Source organism: Streptomyces sp. NPDC017943 (assembly GCF_044328425.1).
Classification (GTDB): Bacteria; Actinomycetota; Actinomycetes; order Streptomycetales; family Streptomycetaceae; genus Streptomyces; species Streptomyces djakartensis_A.
The window spans coordinates 65275-82109 of sequence record NZ_JBIRHH010000014.1; the positions used below are offsets into that span (position 1 = coordinate 65275).

Here is a 16835-nt window from a genome sequence, read left to right on the forward strand (position 1 = left end):
TCGGGGGAGGGCCTCCACCCGCGCGCGTCCGTGGGGGGGGGGGGGGGGGGGGGGGGGGGGGGGGGGGCGGGGCGGGGGGGGGGGGGGGGGCCCCGGGGGGGGGGGGGGGGGGGGGGGCCGCCCCCCCACGTCCGGATCGCTGCCAGCTCTTCCTTGCTGCGCTTACCGGCGGGAACCGCCGGGGCGGGGGCCAGGGGCGTGGCGTCCTGCTCCGCCGTGGCGGCGCGGCCGCCGGCTTTCACCGCGCGCAGCTGCGCCTGCGCGGCCTCGAGTTCGGCCTTGGCCTTGGCGACCCGCTGCTCCGCCTCCTGCTGGGCGGCGTCGGCGGCGCGGCGCTCGGTCAGCTCGGTGAGGCCGGCGCGGACGCGGGCGGCCCGGTTGCGGATGCCGGCGGCCGGGTGCTTCTCCGCCCACGCGAGCAGGGCCTCGATCCCGTCGGAGCCGGCCGTGCCGTCGAATGCCTGGCCAGCCGCCTCCAGGGTGCTGCTGCTGTCGTCCGTACCCGGGGCGGGGACGGTGGTGGCGGGCAGGCCGGTGTGCTTCAGGGCTTCGGCGAGTTCGCTCTGCGACAGTCCGAGTGTGCTGCGGACGTGCTCGGGGCTGTCGCCATTGGCGAGCATGGAGGCTGCGGTGGCGGTGAAGGCGTTGACGGTCATGGAATCTCCGGTGGGGGTGTCAGGGCTGGCCAGGTGCGGGAGCAGCCGCACGAGGTCGTCTTCGGCGCAGGGCAGGCCGAGGGCGTCCAGCAGGTCGGCGAGGTCGTCCTTGTCGCGGGCGTGGTGGGCGACCACCAGGGAGGCGGCAGCGCTCTGGTCGCTGCCGAGCGGGGTGAGGTCGAGGGCCTCGGCTGCGAGGGCCTCTTCCAGGTCGGTGAACATCGACCGGCCCTCCTACGCGGCCCTGGAGCGGGGCTTGCGCTGGGCGATGTCCAGCACCTCGCGGTTGCGTTTGCGCTGGGCGTCGGTGAGCGGCCGGGCCTTCGCGGCACCGTGGCGGTGCCACAGCGGGGAGGCGGGCGGCTCGGGGTAGGCGAGAGTGTGGTCGACGTCGCGGTCGGTGTGGCTCATGGAGGTCCTCCAGGTGGAGGTCAGGTGTGGTTGCCTCAGCCCTTGGACTTGGGCTTGGGCGCGAGGTCGGAGGCGAACCGCCCGAGGCAGGCCTCCACGGGGTTGGCGGCGATCCAGCCCTCCGCGCAGGCCTTGTGCGCGGCCTCGCCGGAGTGGGAGCGCAGGGGCGTGGGCTTGGTGCACAGCACGCAGTCGAGGTCTTGAAAGCGGTCGAAGTGCTGGCCGTCGCGCCAGACGAGCAGCTCGCCGGGAGCCGGGATCAGGCCCGGCTCGAACGGCGGCTTCTCCTTCTTCGCACGTCCCTGGCGGGTCACGGCCGGAAGTCGGGCAATTGCTGGAACACGCGCTGTAGCAGGTCCTCGGTCGGCTTCCAGGCCGGAAGCGCGCCCGTGGCGGGCACGGGCAGGGCGAGCTCCTGGACGTCTTCGAGGACCAGGTGGTGCGCGCCGCGCTCCGCCCAAGGGCTGGCGCACTTCTCGGGTCCCTGATCGGGGTGGCAGCCGGTGAGGCGGGCGATGCCGATGACCGCACCACGGTGCAGTTCGCGGCCGCGGATCGTGGTGGCGACCAGCGGGTCGCGCAGCACGGCGGGCTCCGGCCTCGCCTTTCCGGCGTGGATGAGGATCCAGCCGCGCCACGGCCAGTTGGCGGGCCTGTTTTCCGGGCTCTTTCCGGCGAGGATGCAGGTTGCCCAGGGCTGGCGGATCGTGATGCCGCGGATCCAGTCGCCCTCGGGCAGGGTAACGAGGCTCATGCCGCTCGCCCCCGCCCGGTCGTCAGTAAGAGGGTGCGCTGGCCGTTCCGGCCATGAACGCGCAGGAAGGACGACATACTTGGGTTCTCCGTCTCGTCTCATACGGGATGGATGGGCCCGGGACAGCCGTCAAGCCGCCAAGCACAGCGGCTGTCCCGGGGCGGAGCTACAGCGCGAAGTCGCTGCGGGTGGTCCAGCTGACGGGGTTGTGCCAGAGGCCGGCCCTCGCGGCGGGCCACTCCATCTGCCAGCCGGGCCGGAGCCCGCGCGCTCCCCAGCGGTCCGGCTGCTTGCCGGGTACCTCGAGTCCGGCCGTGTGCGCGGCGAGCGCGGCGTCGTACACCTCGTGCGCGCGGCGCAGGGCCGCGGCCGGGGAGTCGGCGACGCCGGTGAAGACGTGCAGACCGCGCCGGTCCGGGTCGGTGGTGTCGTGGATCGGGACGTCGACCTCGTAGATGTGCAGGTGCATGACGTCCAGCTCCCTTCTCTGCTCGGTGTTGGCGCCTCGGTGTTGAGGGACCACCGCGGCCGCCCCGGCCTCCGTCGAACGGGGCCGTGGCGGCACGGAGTGTCCGTCACGCCGGTGGGGGCGGGTCAGAACTGCAGATGGATCGTGATGGGCCGCCGGTGGTCACCGGCGTTGGTGTGGACGGTGCGGCGGTGCGCGGCGAGGCCGGCGGCCCCGCCCTGGATCGGCAGGTGGCAGTCCGGGCAGCCGTGCCACCACTCATCCCCCGCCGTGAGATCGGCCGGGGTGAGCGGGTGCGGGTGCGGGCCGTCGGCGGCGCGGCTCACGCGACCGCGTCCGCGTACTGCGCTTCCAGGTCCATGCGGCCCTTGAGGACGTCGGCCAGGACGCGGCCACGGACGTCCAGGACGCTGGGCTGCACGGTGAGCAGCGCGTTGACCTGCGTGGTGTCGCTGTAGGCGCGGCGGCAGCCGAAGCGGGCGGCGGCGGCTTCCATGAGGGAGCGGCGGTTGAGGGGCACGGTGACCTCCAGGGGAGGGCCGGTCGTCCGGTCTCGGCTAACCGGACGGACACCGCACGGCCCCGCCGTCACCCGCCCGGGGGCGGTGCGGCAGGGCCGTACGGAGAGCGTCCGGTCAGCGCTTGGGACGGCGCAGGATCGTGAACTCGGTGCCGGTGCCGTAGGTGCGCGGCTTGGCGGTCAGGAACTCCGGCTGCTCGTCCGCGAGGCGCTGCAGCTCCTCCTCGATCCACTCGGTGGAGCGCTGCAGGGCGAGGCGGTCCAGGTGGAAGGCGGTGAGGTAGACCGTTTCGTCGTAGTCGGAGCGGCGCTCCGCCTCCAGCCGGCGGCGCACGATCTGGCGGGCGGTGTCGTCGTCGGGACGGGTGGGCAGGTCGCGGGGCAGCGCCCGGCACTGGGCGGCGTGGGCGTTGGCGATCTCCCCTCCCGCCTGCTCAGAGGCGATGTAGTGGTCGCGGTCCTTGTAGCGGGTGCGGAACGAGCAGCCCAGGCAGGCCACCGCGTAGGCGGTGCCGTTGACGCCGGCGTCGGCGGTGTAGACGAGGACGACCGCGCCGGCCAGCCCGAGGAAGCGCTGGGTGACGATCACGCCCTCGGGCTTCCAGGTCTCGCCGATCTCCGGCCACGGCTCGGGGGTGTGCTCCGGCTCGGTGGCGGTGCGGGTACGGGAGAAGAGGGTGAGTGCCATGGGGTTACTGCTCCTTCTGGTCGGCCTGGGCGTGGATGCGGGCGATGGTTCGGCGGGCGGTGGCGATCACGAGCGGGGCGGCTTCGCGTGCCGTCAGCGGACGATCATGTGGGCGGGGTGGCCGTTCTTCATGTGGTCCACGCACTGCGGGCAGTCCTCACGCGGGCCGAGCCCGGCGTGGGCCTCGCGGCCGGCGTATGCGTGGAACCAGCACTGCGTGCACTGCCCCCGGGGCGGGTTCGTCGCCTTCGCGCTCGCCATCTCAGTTGCCTCCTTGCGGGTGGAGGGCGCGGGCAGCCCAGATGAGGCGCATCCCGGCGTTGTCGGTGATCAGGGCGGCGGTCTCGTGCAGCGGGCAGGAGGCGTCGCCGTCGCGGTCCGGCTCGATGTGCTCCGCCCGGCGCGCCGCTGTGCTGACCAGCTGTGCGAGCGCGGGGAAGAGCCCGCCGGGGACGTCGGTGTCCTCCTGGAGCTCGCGCAGGATCGCGGCGAGCTCGCGGGCGTCGACGTCGTCGGCGCTCAGGTCGTCCTCGATCTGCTGGAGGGCGAGCTGGGCGATGCCGAGCGAGGCACGCAACCGGTCCAGACGCGTGCGGGAACGGCCGGTCACCGGGTGGTCGCCTTGGTGGTGGCGGCGACCAGGGCCGCGACCGTTTCCCAGCCGTGATGCCATGCGGCATCGAGGTGGAACGCCCCGTTCAATCCGTGCGAGGTCAGCTGGTAGAAGCTGCCCTTGCCGGTCTTGGTCGCGATCCGCTCCAGCAGGCCCTTGCCCGGGATGCGTCGGTCCGCGGCGTAGTGGGTGGTGAAGGAGATGGCGAGCGCGGCCGCCGCGGCGGCCGGGTGGACCCGGATGCCGAGCGCGCGGGCGCCGGCCCCGGCGACGATCGCCTGCGTGGCGGTGTAGGTCAGGCAGTGCTGAAGGCACGCCCTACGGCCGTCGGCGGTGCCGTGGGTCGTCTCCTCCTCGGTGACCGGGTCCTGGTAGGTGACCGGGTGGTCGTCGCAGGCGCCCTTCATGCGGGCGCAGAAATCCGACTGGAGCCAGAAGTCGCCGGCGGCGGAGGCGGCGCGGGTCAGTCCGAGGAGGGCCGCGAAGACGGCGGGAGAGTGAGCGTGCATGCTGGAGGTCTCCTGATCTCGAGAAGAGTGAGGGAGCGGGGTGGCCGACCCTTAGCCGATGCGCGGCCACCCGGCGGTCCGCCCCCCGGCCGGTGTGGCCGGGGGGCGGATCGTTCAGAACGCCAGGGCGGCCGCGAGGATGTCGGCGTGGTCGAACGCAAGGTTCGGGAGCGCGGTCAGAGGCCACCAGCGGGCGGCCGTGGCGTCGTCTCCTGCCGACGGCGCAACGGGCGCGGGCAGGGTGGCGGTGTAGACGACGCTGACGTACCGGCCGCGCGGGTCACGGCCGGGGGCGTCGAAGGCACCCACCTGCCGCAGGTCCGCGACCGACACAGCGATACCGGCCTCCTCCTCGAGCTCGCGCGCGGCGGCGACCACGCTCGTCTCTCCGGCGTCCACGTGTCCGCCGGGCAGCGCCCAGCAGCCCTGGCAGGGGTCCCAGCCACGCTCGATCAGCAGGACGTGGCCGGCGGCAAGCAGGACGACGTCGGCGGTGTAGCGAATCGCCTCGTCGGTGGTGTGGGTGGTGTGAGTGGTCATGGAGCGGTGGTCCTCTCGGATCAGGCGGCCAGCAGGTGCTTGGCCGGGGGAGCGATGTAGGAGGCGGGGTCGGCGGGCGTGCCGTCGAAGCACTCCAAGCACGAACCCAAGGTCTTGAGCGGGATGCAGTGGAAATAGCGCCGGCGGCAGGTGCCGCAGGTCTGGCGAGCTGCCATGGCCCTGTCGAGCGCGGCTTCCTTCGCGAGCGTCATGGGGCGCTTGGGTTTGGCCAGGTCGATCCGGTACAGCCACGCGAAGCGCTTCCCGCCGCGGCATTCGATCCGGGCGACGGGCTCGTGGCCGCCGGGGCGCAGGCCCATCTCCCGCAGCTGGCGGCGGGTCGCGAGCCCGGGGCCGGCCTGGCGCCACCGGTAGACCGGTAAGGAGCCGTCGCCGGAGTCGTAGGGGTCGACGTCGACCAGGTCCTCGTCCTGCTCGGCCATCACCCGCTCCAGGCACTGGGGAGCCGGTCGGGACGGCGCGGGTAGCGGGGGGCGGGACGTGACGGGCGGGGCCGGCCGATCCGGCGGCGCGGACGCGGAATGAGCACCAGTCGTCTCCTTCAGTTGATCGGTGGGACAGTGCTGCGCCCCGCTGACGTCGTGCGATGTCGGCGGGGCGCAAAGGGGTGGTGTGTTCGGCCGGTCGGCCTGTCCGGTGCTCGCCCACCGATGCGTGGTGGGCGAGCACCGGGCGGAGCGACCGGAAGTCAGCGCTGCTGGAGCTGGTGCACGTCGCCGGGGCCGGCGGGGGCCGGGATGGTGGCGTGGATGTGCAGCTCGGGGCGGAACTCCGGCTGCATGAGCGGCGGGGCGGTGTAGCCGCCCTGCTTCCAGGACGCGTCCCACGCCTCGCGGAGCCGGTCGGAGCGCTTCGTGCCGGGCCCGTCGCCCGTGTCGGGCAGCTGCGGTAAGGGTGTCTGGTCGAACAGGTCGAAGAAGCTCTCACTGTTCGGGTTGGGTTGGCCGTTGACGGGCTTGTCGTCGGACTGCATGGCGGGGTGACTCCCTCGCTCGGGGTTGGTGTGATGGGCGGGTGGTGCGCAGGCCGGACGGCCTGGCCCGCACCCGACCGCGAGGGGTTCGGGTGCGAGGCAGGTGGTCCGGAGCAGGGGGTTAGAGGCCGCGGGCGTCGGCGAGGTGGGCGGCCTGGCCGAGCATGCGGAGCGGGACGCGGCCCGTGCCGTGCGCGTCGTTGAACGACGGCACGGAGTCGACGTCGTCGCCGAAGTCGCGGCGGATCGTGTCCAGGAGCACGGCGGCCGCGTCGGCTTCCAGGCCGCGGTCGCCGCGGGCCTCGGCTCGGATGGCCCCGAGCATGCAGCGGGCGCCGTCCTCGTCGACCAGGACGCCGGAGCACCAGCCGTCGGTGAGCAGCCGGTGGTGGGCGCGCTGCAGAAGGGCCGCGACCGGGGTCGGGTACAGCTCCGGCAGTGGGGCGAGCCCGGTGTCGACGGGGCCGGTGACGACGTCGGCCAGGTCCACGGGCTCGGTCTCGATGTGCGCCGTGTTGACCTCGTAGGCGACGGCCGCTTCGTCCAGCCGGACGGTCATCGCCGTGTTGATGAGCGTCAGGCGTTCCTCCAGGGACAGCGACGCCGTCGGCAGTGCGGGCGGTGCGGTAGCCGGGACGGTCTGGTCTATGGCGGGGTGGGTCTGAGGCATCGGGGCTCCCAGGAGGCGTCGAAGGCACGGGGCGGAGTGGCGCCTTCGACGCCGGCGGCCGGGGCGGGGTCAGATGCTGGCGATCCAGCCGGTGAGGGTGCCGATCGCGTTGGTGATGAGGGGTGCGGCGCCGGTGGAGGCGAGGAAGAAGCCGAACAGGCCGCAGGCCGCGGCGGGTCCGGGCCGTACGGTGCCGCCCTGGATCAGCACGAAGACGACGATGCCGAGCAGGACGACGGCGGAGATCGAAATAGCCACGGGCAGGTGTGTGCCCTTGCAGGGGTTGAGCAGGGGCCCGGCCGGTGCGGCCGGGCCCCTGCGGGTGTTGGGTGGTGGGTCAGACGCCGGAGAGGTTCTTGATGGCCTCCAGCGCCTGGCGGGGAGAGGTGACCGCGTCACGGCGCGCGGCGTACTTCCCGCCGCCGGCGTACTTCCCGCCGCCACGGTGCTTGCCGCCGCCCTCCGTAGGAGCGTCGTCGTCGCCGTCCTCGTCATCGGGCTCGGGGCCGAACTCGCCGGGCCGGGGCGGCTCGGTCCAGTCGAACCACAACTCGCGCGCTTCGAGCTCGCGGATCTCGTAGTCCGTGAGGGTGGCGACGGTGTCGGGGAAGAACTCGTCGATTCCTGCCTTGAAGTCCATGAACAGCGTGCGCAGGACTTCAGGCTGCTTGCCTTCGACGATCCAGCCGGCGCCACCGGTGTTGGAATCGGTGGGCGGCTCTGGCTCGCCGCGCATGATCCGCTCGATGCGGCCCTTCTCCTCGGGGGAGAAGGAACGGGGCAGCGGGTCGGGGATGTACTCGGGTGCGATACCGAGGGCCTTGAACATGTCGGTGACCTTCTTCGGCGCGACCTTCAGCACCACGGGGATGCAGTTGTCACGCAGGTTCTCGCACAGCAGTTGCGTGAAGCCGTCCTGGACGTAGATGGACTGGCCGGCCACTTTCAGGCCGACCGCGTACTTGCGGCCCTTGACCGACACCGCTTCCGCGAGGTCCATGATCTCCGCTCCGTAGTCGCCGTTGCGGGCGGCGGAGAGGAACTCGTCGAGGTAGGCGGACAGCATCCGGTAGGGGCAGCCCGGCCGGGTCGGGTCCCACTCGTGGACCTGGCCGTCCTCCCACGGCATCTCGCCGCGGATCTCCATGAGCGCGTTCAGGACCCGCAGGAGGCGGATCATGTAGAGCGCGCCGACACCGTAGCGGGCGGTGTGCCGGCCCAGAGCGGCTGTCTTCTCGTCCGGCGCCTCCGTGGCCAGCATGACCACAGCTCCCCACAAGGCGTCGGCTGCGACGTGCAGGCCCATCAGCTGGGTCTTGCCGCCACCGGAGGGCGCCACGAAGATCCCGTGCGCGGCCCCACGGTCGGTGTAGACGCGGTTGCGGGCGGGCTGGCCGTTGCCGAGGTAGCCGGTCACCCACCGGCCGTCCTTGTCCGGGGTGAGCAGCTCCCTCGTTGCGGGGAAGACCTGCGCGAGTGGTGAGCTGTCCCACAGGGAGACCAGGACCTGGTTGCCGTCGACGGTGACGAACAGCCGGCCTTCGTCGTACTTGGTCTTCAGCGCGGCCGCCAGGGCGTGCTGGTTGACGCGAGGCTCGCCCATCTCGTCGGGGACCTGGGCGATGTAGTGGGTGACCTTACGCTCGTTGTCGCGGACCTTCCTGACGAACTCCGAGCCCGCAACCGGGCCGCTCGCGATGCGGTCAGCCCACCACTCGTGGACGGTGGGGGCCTTGCGGCGCCGGTCGTTGGCGTCGGGGGTGACGTGGACCTCCCGCCAGGCGGGACCGCCCTCGCGCCCGTACTGCCGGACGACTTCCATGATGGTCACGTCGGTGGTGTCGACGCCGAACGCGGCGGCGACGTCGTCCTCCCTGAGACCGGAGATGGCGCGGCCGGCCTCGGAGGCGCGCAGTAGCAGGGTGAGGTCGTGGGGCGTGCCGGGGTGCCGGGTGGCCTTGATGACGATGGTGCGGCCGGGCATGCCGCGGTTCTCCCACAGCCGGCGGACCTGATGAGTGAAGTGGTCGGCGCCGTCGTCCAGCTGTACCGGCGCGGGCTCAGGCGCGGTGGGCTGCAACTGCGTCGCCGGGGCCGGGGCGGCAAGAGCAGGCCGATGGCGGCGGCGGGCGTGCCGGGACAACGGCATCACCAGAAGGCCGGCCGCCGCCCACCCGGCGGCGAGCAGCGCGTCCATGCACCACGGGCCCCAGCCGATCGTGTTCTTCGCGGCGACGTCGACGGCGGCGGCCAGGACCACCGGGGACCAGCGCAGGAACTTGCGTCCCGTACCGGGCTCGTCGCTCTTGTAGGCCAGGACCCAGCCGCCGACGCCGGCGGCGCCTGCCAGCTGCACGACCGTGTTGACGGGACTGTCCGGGGCGATGTTCGGGGCCGCGGCGAGGACCGGGGCGGCCAAGGTGTACAGGGTGCGCTCCAAGGCGACGCTGCGCGGCACAGACACGAGGGGACTTCTCCTTCAGAGGGGATGGCGATGGGCGGCCCACCGGTGGTGGGCCGCCCATCAGGGGGTGTGGCGGGGTGGGGTCAGTGGGCGAAAAAGCCCGGCTTGGGGGTGCGCTCGCGGCGGCCGGAGCGGATGGTGTCCAGGGCCTCATACAGCCGCGCGTGCCTGCGCTGCGTGTCGTGGGCCAGCCCGGCAACCTCTTCGGCGCTCTCGTGCAGCCGCCGTACTTCGACGGCGGCGCCGCCCAGGGCGAGGGACACCTGGTTGGTCATCTCCACGAACTTGGCGTCCAGGTCCGCGTTGGCGATGTCATTGGCCAAACCCTCGGCGCGCTCGGCGTTCAGGCGCATACCGCGCAGCAGCGCCTCCAGCTCGAGCTTGGACGAGTCCATCGCCTTGCCCAGCGCCTTCAGCTTCTGCTGGACGGCCTTGAAGTGGTTGTCACCATCGGTGTGGGCAAGATCGCTCACGGGGGATTCTCCCTGCTAGTTGTGGTGGGCGGCGGCGGAGGCCTGGGCCAGGCCCGCCTCGTCCATGGCTTGCATGTCCTCGCCGTAGGTGCGGCCGACTGCCATCGCGGCCACCCGGGCCGCCTCCGATGCGACCTCGCACTCGGTGGCGCACCGGTCGGCGATCTGCTTCATGCGGGTCGCGGCGTCGGCCAGGGAGATGACCTGGTTGACGAGATCGGCCTCGATGTTGTGGTCGTTGATCAGGTCGGCCGCCATGTCCCGCAGGGCGTCGGCGACCTTGCCCAGTGCCACGGACAGGTCCTGAGCGCGTTCCTTGTCGAGCCCGGCGGCGATCGCGATGTTCACGATCTCCATCAGGTACTCGCCGAAGGTGATGTCGGTGCGGTGCTTGGCCGCCATGCCGGCCTGGCCCGAGGGCGGCCTGCTGACCTGCTGCGATGCCACGCAGTCCTCCTGTGTGGTGGGTCGGGTGGTGCGGGGACGCTGGGTGTGAGGCTCCGGGGCGGGAGGCAGGCCGGCTGGAGGGGAGAGGTGGGCGCCGAAGGGGTCGGCCTCGTCGTGGACGATGACCGCGTCGACGATGTCTTCCTCAGGCGCTTTCTCGGAGGCCGGCGGCTTGTGCGGCCGGTCGGCGCGCTCGGCTGTGTAACCGAGGTCCTCGGGCTTGGCTCTGCGGGGCGGCTCCTGAGGGCCCGGGGCCGCACCGGACTTGCCGAACCGTTCCCTGAACCGCTCCTTGAAGGAACGGCCGTCGCCGCTGCCCGGCGGGCCCTTGACGTCGTCGGGCTTGGGGCCGTCGTCCGTCCCGATGTCGTCCTTCGCGTCCTTGTCGCCGGAGCCGTCAGAGGGCTTCTCGCCGCTCTTCTTGTCCTCGTCCGGCTCCTTGCCCTTCGGACCGTCTGCGGCCGATTCGGGGCCGTCCTTGGGTGTCTTCTTGGTGGTGGCCTCGGGGTCCTTGTCGTCGCTGGTGGGGTCCTGGGCCTTGTCGTCCTTCGCGGGCTTTTCCTTCTCGGCTGCGCGGCGCTTGTCCCAGCGGCGGCGCGCTTCCTCCGCCACTGCAGAACTGAGGGTGGTGCGGTCGTCGGCGGCCTTGGCGGCCTCGCGCTTGGCCTTCCTCGCGGCCTTCCGCTCGGCTTTCGCCCTGCGGCGTTCCTCGCGCGCCGCCTGATTGGCGGCGCGGTCCTGGTCGCGGTCCTTGCTGCGGTCGGCGAGGTTGGCGGCCTGATCGGCGGCGCGGCGCTGCTGCCGGGCGGCCTGGCGGGCGGCGGCGCGCTCCTGGCGGCCGCGAGCGCGCTCGGCTCTGGGGCTGGCCGCCGGCGCGTCCTTCGACTTGCCGACCCCGCCACCTTTCGAGCCGCCCTTGCCCGACCCGGAGCCGCTTGAGTTGTTCTTGCTGCCCGACCCGCCGGAACTGCCCTTGCCAGCGCCGGACTTACCCCCACCGGAGCCGCCAGAGCCGTTCTGGCGGCCTTTCGGACCCCCGGACGACTCGTTGCCCTTGAAGCCGCCCCCGCGGCCGCCAGCGGAGCGATCGGAGCCCTTCCCGCCGCCCTTGGAGGAGTTGCCTCCCCCCGAGCCGCGACCGGTGCCTCCGGACCCGTTCGTCCCGGGTCCCCGGCCGCCACCGGTGCCGCCCCGGCCTGAGCCGCCGCCGGAGTTGCCGCCGCCTCCACGCGAGCCACCCCCGCCGGCGGCCTTCGAGCGACCGCCCTTGTCGGCGCCCAGACCCGAACCGGAAGACCCCACCCCGTCCGTCTTGCCACGGGCCGCCGCCTTGTCAGCCTTCGCTTTCATCTGCGCGGCGTGGAGTTTTGCGTTCTGCTCCATCATCGCGACTTCCTGCGCCGTGCGGCCTTCCAGCAGCGCGGCCTTGCGCGCTATTTCCGCCTCACGGAACGGCGCTTCGGAGGCGTGCCGGTCCCGCGCCATCTCGATCCGCAGTTCCAGCCAGTCACCGAGCCGGTCGGCGAGAGAACGAGGCTGAACATATTCACCTTCCTCGTATTCTCCGTCGTCGGCATCCGGCGCGGTAGGCATTCCTGTTTCCCGCAATGCGGTTTCCGGAGAAATGGGCCCGCGAATAGGTGGAAGTTCCATGGTCGTCTCCGCCGGGGATTCCGGGGGGACCACACCATCCGAGAAATTGTCGGGCGGCTCCGAATAGAAGAGTTCCCCGCCGTCGGGAGCGTCCGGCATTGCGCCGGAATCGCCGTCCCGGGTGGGGAGGTGAAGCACGTTGCTGTCTGTGTCGTCGGACACGCGACCCCTCCTCCTGGGCTTGACAGTCGGCACCGGCCTCGCGTACGCGCGTGCGCGCCACGCGCGGCCCGCGTCACGCGCGGTACGCGTTGGGATCGGCGAAGGGCCGCCCCCGGGATCGGGGACGGCCCTTCGTGACGAGACGCGGAGCGGCTAGCCGGCATGGCGGTTGTGGACGTTCTGCAGGGCACGCACGACCTCACGAATGAACGCCGTGTCGCCTCCGCGGTAAGCCTGCGTGCCCCTGATATTGACCACCCGGAGCCAGGCGTAGAAAAGGCCGAGTTCCTCTCCGTGCTGCGCAATCAAATCCTGTTTGATTTTGCGCTCGTGTTCCGCACGGTTGAACTTCTTCCGCTCTGCTTTCGTGAGCGGGCGACCTGCACTCACGCCGACTCCCTGCGGTCCAGGTCGTAAATCGACGTGGGACCACCATAGCCCATGTTCGGGCCCTGCGTACCCTGCTGGCCCGGATTCTCCGGGGCGGCCTGGAGCGGCGGATTGTTCTTACGCGCCTTGAGCTGCGCCTTTTCCTTCCGGTTTTTCTTGACCGCGTTCACCTTTTCGTCGTGGGCGTAGCGCTTGTGGGCGCTCTTTTCCAGCCCGGAACTGATGCTCTTGAGGTTCTTCAGAACGTCGTTCAGGGACTTTTCCAGCGGGAGGGAACGCAGGAGGGCCTGTCCCCACTTGTCGCCGTCCAGGTGGGTATTGCGGCAGTGCAGGCGGGTCTCGCGCTGGAGGATCTCCAGCTTGGCCTGCATGTCCAGCACGACCCGGTGGAAGTCCGCGAGGTAGTGCGCGTAGGCGGCCGGGTTCTGCGCGATCTCACGCAAGGCCGCGTTCGGGTCGTCGAAGAAGGGCTTGCCTTCGGTGCTCACGGGGTCCTCCATGGGGGTCGGATCTGGTGTACTCGGGGGGCTGTTGACTGCTTCCGGCAGTCGCAGCGAGGGCCAGCCCGATGCCTGCGGGCTGGCCCTCACTGGTGTGTGCCGGACGGTGGATCAGGGGCGGTAGCCGCCGGCGAGCAGCTCGGCCGCCTCCTGGCGGTACTCCGAGGCGGTACCGGGCGAGGTGACCGCCAGCTCGTGCTGGATCTTGGTGAGCGGCAGCTGGTCGGCGTTGCCGCCGGCCGCGAGGATCATCCGGGCGACCTTGCGGACCGCCCGCTCGCGCGGCTTGAGCTTCGCGGCGTCCTCAGCTTCGACCGCACGCCGCTCGATTTCGGCAGCGGCCCGCCGCGTTTCGGCAGCAGCCCGCTCGGCTTCGGCGGCAGCCTGCTGAGCGCGTGCGGCATCGGCGAGAGCAACCTCCCGAAGGCGGTTCTCCTCCGCCTTCTTGCGGTCGGCTTCGGCGGCAGCCCGTCGCGTTTCGGCAGCGGCCTTCTCCGTTTCGGCGGCACGCCGGTCGGCTTCGGCAGCGGCCTTGCGGGCTTCGGCGATGGCCCGGGTCTCGATGGCCTGTGCCTCCGCCGCGGCGACCCGGTCGGCCTCCGCCGCTTCCTTCCGCTTCTGCGCCGCCTGGCGCTCCAGCTCGGCCGCCTCCAGGTCCGCCTTGGCCGCCGCCCGGCGTGCCTGCGCGATCCGCTCGGTCTCGATCGCGCCGGCCTCCGCCGCCGCGACCTTGTCCGCCTCCGCCGCCGCCCTGCGCTGCTCGGCGGCCTGGCGCTCGAGCTCGGCCTTCGCCAGGTCCGCGGCCGCCGTCGCCTTGCGCTGCTCGGCGGCCTGGCGCTCCGCCTCCGCCTCCCGGGCGCGGGCCTCGGCGACCACCGCGCTGTCGAGGGCCTTCTGCTCCAGCTCGGCGGCACGTTCCGCGGCGCTGACCTGGGCTCGGGCGTGCGCGCGGGCCTGGCCGGTCTGGCCGTCGATCTCCGCCTGGACCAGGTCGACCTCACCCTTGGCGCGCAGCCGCTCGGCCTCCGCCTTGGCCTTGGCGACCTCGCTGCGGGTCTCCGCCTCCAGGCGGCGCCGCTCGGCCTCCGCCTTGCGCTCCTGGGCTGCCCGTTCCTGGTCTTCGGGCATGGCCAGGGCCTGGGCGACGGTGTAGCCGTAAGGGGCCATCTTCATCGGCAGCAGCTCGTCCTCGGAGGCCTTGGAGATGTCGCCCTCGTACTTGCGCTTGAGCCACTGCTCGTAGGCGATGAGCTCCTGCTGGCGCCGGATCATCTCCGGGTAGGAGGTGACGTTGTGCAGGCGCATCCGGCGGTAGAACCGCGGGGTGGCGATGGGGGAGAGGATCCAGCGGTGCAGCGGGATCCGGTCAGCGACCGTCCCCGCCTCCAGCCTGGCCTTCTGGATGATCAGGCGGCGGGCCGCCTCCACACCGATCACGAACAGCACCGGCATGACGCCGTGGCTGGCGGCCTGCACCGGGTCAGAGGCGATCTGGCCCTGTGAGCTGGCGTTGAACCAGATCGTCGCGCCGGTCATCGCGTGTGCGGCCATCCGCAGGAGCGGCCACGCGGTGTTCTTGCGGATCAGGTACAGGTCGAGCGCGAGGAACGCGATGATGCTGGCGTCGACACCGACCGGGAACCACGGGGCCAGCTCCTGGCTGAATCCCCAGCTCAGGGCGACCTTGGCCAGGGTGCTGTAGGACATCGCGAAGCCGATGACGCCGACCAGCGTTCCGCCGACCGCGGCGACGAGCGACAGTGCGGTCATCAGCCGGTCGCGGGCGGGCTTGATCGTCTTCCGCTTGTCCGGGCTCGAAACGCCCCGGGCCGTCCCCGAAACCTTCTCGGGCGTGTCCGAAGCGCGGCCCGGCGGGCGCGAAACAGGGGTGTCGCAAGCCGTGGTCTGCGGCATGTCGGTGATCGTCATGAGGGCCTCCGATGGGGTCGTTCAGGGTGTGCGCGAAACGGCGTGGGCTGCTCCCGAAACGCGGCGGTGTGTTCCCGAAGCGGGGCGGTGTGTTCCCGAAACGGCGGTCAGGGTGGTCGGGTGATCACGAAACTGGGACCGGCTCTACCCGCTCCGCGCCCGCGAAAAGGCCCGCCTCCCAAGAGGCGGGCAGCCGCATAGGCGAAACGTCACGGGGTGGGCGCGAAACCGGGTGCAGCTCCCGCCGGACGGGCCCGAAACCGTCCCGGCCTTGATCGGTGGGCTGCCGGCGAACGCTGCGGCCTCGGCATGGAAGTCGACTGCCGCCCCGAAAGGCCGGGGCGGCAGTCCATGCGTGGTGGGGTCAGTCCTGCTGGGTGGGAAGCTCCGGCAGCGAGGGCCGCTGCTCGGTGCTCACGTGCTGCTGGGAGAGCCAGGCCGACGCGCCCGCGATCATGCCGTCGGCGACGGCGTCGTCGCTCAGCGTGGCGGTGTCGATGTCGCGCATCGCATCGATCGGGGGCAGCAGCCGCAGGTAGTCGCCCTGGACCTCACGGACAAGGCCGCCCGTCACCGGCTCAAGGGTGTAACGGTGCCCGCCGGCCCAGGCCACACGGCAGATGGTCGTGTGGCCCGGCTTGCCCGCCCAGAACAGCGCGGGGTCGCGGTACAGCACGTAGTCGCCGACGGTGAACACGGTCGAGGTGGTGGTGACAGCGGGAGTGGAGGAACGCATGGAGTGCTCCTTGGGTGATCACTGGTCCGGACTGTCCGGCTCCCCTGGACCGCGCCCGGCCCCGGCCGCGTGATGCTGGTGCGGCCGGGGCCGGGCGGGTCAGGCAACCGTCAGGCCACGACCGTGAGGTGCCGGCGCGGGGCGATGACCCGGCCGTCGGGGAGCAGCTCGCCGGTGTCCTCGAAGAGCAGGACGCCGTTGCACAGCAGGCTCCAGCCCTGCTCGGGATGACCGGCCACCGGACGGGCGGCCTCGTGGTCGGGGCTGTCAGCGGTGGGGCAGGCCGGGGTGTGCGTGCACAGCGAGGCAGGCAGGCGGCCAGTAGTGGGGAAGGGCGAGGTGGGGTGGTCCATGAGCACTCCCGGGGACGTTAGGAAAAGCCCGAGGCTCTCCCGGGCTGACGATGTGCGGAAGGCCGGCCGCCCGTCATGCGGGCGGCCGGTCGAGGGTGGCACTGCGGGGTGGGCGGGAAGTTGCTCGCGGCTCCCGTCCAGTGGTCAGGCGCTGGCGCTCTTACGGGCTGAGCGGCGCTTGATGCGGCGCCGCTCGTCCTCGCTCATGCCGCCCCACACGCCGTGCGGCTCGCCCTGGTCCAGCGCCCACTGAGCGCAGGTCTGCAGGACAGGGCATCGACGGCAGGCCGCCTTGGCCTCCTCGATCTGCAGCAGCGCGGGGCCGGTGTTGCCGACGGGGAAGAACAGCTCAGGGTCTTCCTTCGAGCAGACCCCCTGACCACGCCAGTCGGAGTCGACCGGCAGGTCGGGGGAGAGGGCGTAGACGATGCGTATGAGGGAGTTGCGCTTCATCGGTACCTCCCGGAGGGTCGGTGAAGGACAGCCCCAGGGCGGTGCGAAATCCCTGGGGCTGTTCGCGTATCTGTGGCCGGACGGCCAGAGTGAGGCGAGCTCCTGGCGCTCCCCGCCGGCCGCGTCCGAAGAGGGACAGCACACGGTCGGGGCAGCGCCGGTGGGGGCCGGTCAGCGGCGGCGCTTGCGTTGCAGGTAGGCGTCCTGCAGCCGCATGAACGACTCCCACAACCGGCCACCGTCCAGGCAGCGGGCCTGGTCAGTACAGGACACGCAGGCCTTGGCGTGGGCTTGGTGAGCGCGGTGCGCGGCCTGGTAGCGCTGGAACAGATCGTCAGGCACGAGGTGCCCTCTCACATCGAGGCGGGTGGAGGTCGGTGACGCGGTGGCCGGCCTCCCACGCGGCCGCGGCAGCCATCGCGGCGGCCGCGAGCAGCAGGCGGGCCAGCGG

The 16835-nt window shown here is 72.0% G+C and carries 26 protein-coding genes; all 26 read right to left on the reverse strand.

Annotated elements, in window-relative coordinates; translation table 11 throughout:
* Window positions 1-878: hypothetical protein (locus tag ACH4C6_RS32455; protein WP_398112241.1), on the reverse strand; the 878-nt coding region annotated here is incomplete at its 3' end.
* A 12-nt stretch (window positions 879-890) separates the two neighbouring features.
* On the reverse strand, window positions 891-1067 hold the full coding sequence (locus ACH4C6_RS32460; protein ID WP_398112242.1) for a hypothetical protein: 177 nt from the start codon (window positions 1065-1067) through the stop codon (window positions 891-893).
* 35 nt (window positions 1068-1102) lie between these two features.
* Complete coding sequence (locus tag ACH4C6_RS32465; RefSeq protein ID WP_398112243.1) at window positions 1103-1381, reverse strand: hypothetical protein; 279 nt, start codon at window positions 1379-1381, stop codon at window positions 1103-1105.
* Complete coding sequence (locus ACH4C6_RS32470; protein ID WP_398112244.1) at window positions 1378-1821, reverse strand: hypothetical protein; 444 nt, start codon at window positions 1819-1821, stop codon at window positions 1378-1380. Before ACH4C6_RS32470 ends, ACH4C6_RS32465 begins: the two co-directional genes overlap by 4 nt.
* Window positions 1822-1987: 166 nt before the next feature.
* Window positions 1988-2290 carry a hypothetical protein gene (locus ACH4C6_RS32475; protein ID WP_398112245.1) on the reverse strand — a complete coding sequence of 101 codons (303 nt, stop codon included), beginning with the start codon at window positions 2288-2290 and terminating at the stop codon, window positions 1988-1990.
* Between the two features lie 125 nt (window positions 2291-2415).
* Window positions 2416-2616 carry a hypothetical protein gene (locus tag ACH4C6_RS32480; RefSeq protein WP_398112246.1) on the reverse strand — a complete coding sequence of 67 codons (201 nt, stop codon included), beginning with the start codon at window positions 2614-2616 and terminating at the stop codon, window positions 2416-2418.
* Complete coding sequence (locus tag ACH4C6_RS32485) at window positions 2613-2810, reverse strand: hypothetical protein (RefSeq protein ID WP_398112247.1); 198 nt, start codon at window positions 2808-2810, stop codon at window positions 2613-2615. Before ACH4C6_RS32485 ends, ACH4C6_RS32480 begins: the two co-directional genes overlap by 4 nt.
* A 115-nt stretch (window positions 2811-2925) precedes the next feature.
* On the reverse strand, window positions 2926-3498 hold the full coding sequence (locus ACH4C6_RS32490) for a hypothetical protein (protein ID WP_398112248.1): 573 nt from the start codon (window positions 3496-3498) through the stop codon (window positions 2926-2928).
* Between the two features lie 93 nt (window positions 3499-3591).
* Window positions 3592-3759: a pRL2-8 gene (locus tag ACH4C6_RS32495; RefSeq protein ID WP_398112249.1), complete on the reverse strand. Its 168-nt coding sequence runs from the start codon at window positions 3757-3759 to the stop codon at window positions 3592-3594.
* 1 nt (window position 3760) lies between these two features.
* Window positions 3761-4108: a hypothetical protein gene (locus tag ACH4C6_RS32500; RefSeq protein ID WP_398112250.1), complete on the reverse strand. Its 348-nt coding sequence runs from the start codon at window positions 4106-4108 to the stop codon at window positions 3761-3763.
* The gene (locus ACH4C6_RS32505) at window positions 4105-4620 is read right to left on the reverse strand and encodes a hypothetical protein (RefSeq protein WP_398112251.1); all 516 of its coding nucleotides are present in this window, start codon (window positions 4618-4620) and stop codon (window positions 4105-4107) included. The genes ACH4C6_RS32500 and ACH4C6_RS32505 overlap by 4 nt, the downstream gene beginning before the upstream one ends.
* Window positions 4621-4734: 114 nt before the next feature.
* Complete coding sequence (locus tag ACH4C6_RS32510; protein ID WP_398112252.1) at window positions 4735-5160, reverse strand: NUDIX domain-containing protein; 426 nt, start codon at window positions 5158-5160, stop codon at window positions 4735-4737.
* A gap of 20 nt (window positions 5161-5180) precedes the next feature.
* On the reverse strand, window positions 5181-5603 hold the full coding sequence (locus tag ACH4C6_RS32515) for an RRQRL motif-containing zinc-binding protein (protein ID WP_398112253.1): 423 nt from the start codon (window positions 5601-5603) through the stop codon (window positions 5181-5183).
* Window positions 5604-5869: 266 nt separating this feature from the next.
* Window positions 5870-6154 carry a hypothetical protein gene (locus ACH4C6_RS32520; RefSeq protein WP_398112254.1) on the reverse strand — a complete coding sequence of 95 codons (285 nt, stop codon included), beginning with the start codon at window positions 6152-6154 and terminating at the stop codon, window positions 5870-5872.
* A 121-nt stretch (window positions 6155-6275) separates the two neighbouring features.
* Window positions 6276-6824, reverse strand: a complete 549-nt coding sequence (locus tag ACH4C6_RS32525; RefSeq protein ID WP_398112255.1) for a hypothetical protein — start codon at window positions 6822-6824, stop codon at window positions 6276-6278.
* A gap of 69 nt (window positions 6825-6893) precedes the next feature.
* Complete coding sequence (locus tag ACH4C6_RS32530; RefSeq protein ID WP_398112256.1) at window positions 6894-7082, reverse strand: hypothetical protein; 189 nt, start codon at window positions 7080-7082, stop codon at window positions 6894-6896.
* A 79-nt stretch (window positions 7083-7161) separates the two neighbouring features.
* Window positions 7162-9288, reverse strand: a complete 2127-nt coding sequence (locus ACH4C6_RS32535; protein WP_398112257.1) for a chromosome segregation protein ParM — start codon at window positions 9286-9288, stop codon at window positions 7162-7164.
* A gap of 83 nt (window positions 9289-9371) precedes the next feature.
* A complete protein-coding gene (locus tag ACH4C6_RS32540; RefSeq protein WP_398112258.1) occupies window positions 9372-9761 on the reverse strand; it encodes a conjugal transfer protein TraB in 390 nt (129 codons plus the stop codon).
* 15 nt (window positions 9762-9776) lie between these two features.
* Window positions 9777-12023, reverse strand: a complete 2247-nt coding sequence (locus ACH4C6_RS32545; RefSeq protein ID WP_398112259.1) for an ATP/GTP-binding protein — start codon at window positions 12021-12023, stop codon at window positions 9777-9779.
* A 153-nt stretch (window positions 12024-12176) separates the two neighbouring features.
* The gene (locus tag ACH4C6_RS32550; protein ID WP_376330464.1) at window positions 12177-12413 is read right to left on the reverse strand and encodes a hypothetical protein; all 237 of its coding nucleotides are present in this window, start codon (window positions 12411-12413) and stop codon (window positions 12177-12179) included.
* The gene (locus ACH4C6_RS32555; RefSeq protein ID WP_398112260.1) at window positions 12410-12901 is read right to left on the reverse strand and encodes a hypothetical protein; all 492 of its coding nucleotides are present in this window, start codon (window positions 12899-12901) and stop codon (window positions 12410-12412) included. The genes ACH4C6_RS32550 and ACH4C6_RS32555 overlap by 4 nt, the downstream gene beginning before the upstream one ends.
* 123 nt (window positions 12902-13024) lie before the next feature.
* Entirely contained in the window at window positions 13025-14842 is a 1818-nt protein-coding gene (locus ACH4C6_RS32560) for a DUF2637 domain-containing protein (RefSeq protein WP_398112261.1), read from the reverse strand.
* A 364-nt stretch (window positions 14843-15206) separates the two neighbouring features.
* On the reverse strand, window positions 15207-15578 hold the full coding sequence (locus ACH4C6_RS32565) for a hypothetical protein (protein WP_398112262.1): 372 nt from the start codon (window positions 15576-15578) through the stop codon (window positions 15207-15209).
* A gap of 110 nt (window positions 15579-15688) precedes the next feature.
* On the reverse strand, window positions 15689-15880 hold the full coding sequence (locus ACH4C6_RS32570) for a DUF5999 family protein (protein WP_376330558.1): 192 nt from the start codon (window positions 15878-15880) through the stop codon (window positions 15689-15691).
* A 195-nt stretch (window positions 15881-16075) separates the two neighbouring features.
* Complete coding sequence (locus ACH4C6_RS32575) at window positions 16076-16384, reverse strand: WhiB family transcriptional regulator (RefSeq protein ID WP_398112263.1); 309 nt, start codon at window positions 16382-16384, stop codon at window positions 16076-16078.
* A gap of 171 nt (window positions 16385-16555) precedes the next feature.
* A complete protein-coding gene (locus ACH4C6_RS32580; RefSeq protein WP_398112264.1) occupies window positions 16556-16726 on the reverse strand; it encodes a hypothetical protein in 171 nt (56 codons plus the stop codon).
* Window positions 16727-16835: the final 109 nt, after the last annotated feature.

Excerpts from the sequence above, each read along its gene's own strand:
- ACH4C6_RS32460 (WP_398112242.1), bottom strand. The coding sequence starts at position 1,067 with ATGAGCCACACCGACCGCGACGTCGACCACACTCTCGCCTACCCCGAG.
- ACH4C6_RS32470 (WP_398112244.1), bottom strand. The coding sequence starts at position 1,821 with ATGAGCCTCGTTACCCTGCCCGAGGGCGACTGGATCCGCGGCATCACG.
- ACH4C6_RS32475 (WP_398112245.1), bottom strand. The coding sequence starts at position 2,290 with ATGCACCTGCACATCTACGAGGTCGACGTCCCGATCCACGACACCACC.
- ACH4C6_RS32490 (WP_398112248.1), bottom strand. The coding sequence starts at position 3,498 with ATGGCACTCACCCTCTTCTCCCGTACCCGCACCGCCACCGAGCCGGAG.
- ACH4C6_RS32495 (WP_398112249.1), bottom strand. The coding sequence starts at position 3,759 with ATGGCGAGCGCGAAGGCGACGAACCCGCCCCGGGGGCAGTGCACGCAG.
- ACH4C6_RS32505 (WP_398112251.1), bottom strand. The coding sequence starts at position 4,620 with ATGCACGCTCACTCTCCCGCCGTCTTCGCGGCCCTCCTCGGACTGACC.
- ACH4C6_RS32510 (WP_398112252.1), bottom strand. The coding sequence starts at position 5,160 with ATGACCACTCACACCACCCACACCACCGACGAGGCGATTCGCTACACC.
- ACH4C6_RS32515 (WP_398112253.1), bottom strand. The coding sequence starts at position 5,603 with ATGGCCGAGCAGGACGAGGACCTGGTCGACGTCGACCCCTACGACTCC.
- ACH4C6_RS32520 (WP_398112254.1), bottom strand. The coding sequence starts at position 6,154 with ATGCAGTCCGACGACAAGCCCGTCAACGGCCAACCCAACCCGAACAGT.
- ACH4C6_RS32525 (WP_398112255.1), bottom strand. The coding sequence starts at position 6,824 with ATGCCTCAGACCCACCCCGCCATAGACCAGACCGTCCCGGCTACCGCA.
- ACH4C6_RS32560 (WP_398112261.1), bottom strand. The coding sequence starts at position 14,842 with ATGACGATCACCGACATGCCGCAGACCACGGCTTGCGACACCCCTGTT.
- ACH4C6_RS32565 (WP_398112262.1), bottom strand. The coding sequence starts at position 15,578 with ATGCGTTCCTCCACTCCCGCTGTCACCACCACCTCGACCGTGTTCACC.
- ACH4C6_RS32575 (WP_398112263.1), bottom strand. The coding sequence starts at position 16,384 with ATGAAGCGCAACTCCCTCATACGCATCGTCTACGCCCTCTCCCCCGAC.